The sequence below is a fragment of the Paenisporosarcina sp. P4_D4 genome (genome assembly GCF_056401835.1).
Window position 1 is genome coordinate 1 of record NZ_JBFUIO010000437.1, and the last position, 500, is coordinate 500.

The following is a 500-nucleotide window of genomic DNA, read 5'->3' on the forward strand; positions in this document are numbered from 1 at the left end:
CTTATTTATTATAATTGTCAATTAATAGTACCTAAAAGTAAGAACGGGAATTTTAATTATATAGTAGGAGGTTTCTTTATGACAAAACACTCGGGTGGAAAAGTCGGAAAAGCTGGGAAAACATTAAGTAGTAAAACTGCATCCAAACCACAGAAAAGTAACGCAGGTAAAACTCTCAAAAAACATCAAGATAATAAACATTAAAAAATATGCAGATAGTCTTAATACATAAAAGTGTTAGGATTTATTATTAAAAAAACACTTAAATCTGAAAAATTAGTGCATTCGCCCTTCCCATGTTTTTTAATGATGGGAGGGCTATTACAATTCTATAATAAGGTTTTTAATTGAGTTTCTTCTATATATATAGTATTTCAATATTTTTTGGTTTTAACTATCTCACTAATTAATAATACATTTAGCAATCTGATTACTTACGTTCCAAATAGCGATAAATGGTTGTACGAGAAACTCCCCATTTTTCTGCCACGTCTTTGATT

At 28.8% G+C, this 500-nt stretch carries 2 protein-coding genes; one reads left to right on the forward strand and one right to left on the reverse strand.

Going from position 1 to position 500, the window contains the following annotated elements:
* Positions 1–204: hypothetical protein (locus AC1DSL_RS19365; protein WP_477533498.1), on the forward strand; the 204-nt coding region annotated here is incomplete at its 5' end.
* Between the two features lie 226 nt (positions 205–430).
* Here AC1DSL_RS19365 and AC1DSL_RS19370 read toward each other — a convergent pair.
* Positions 431–500, reverse strand: a 70-nt coding sequence (locus tag AC1DSL_RS19370; protein ID WP_477533499.1) for a helix-turn-helix domain-containing protein, incomplete at its 5' end; no start/stop codon positions are given.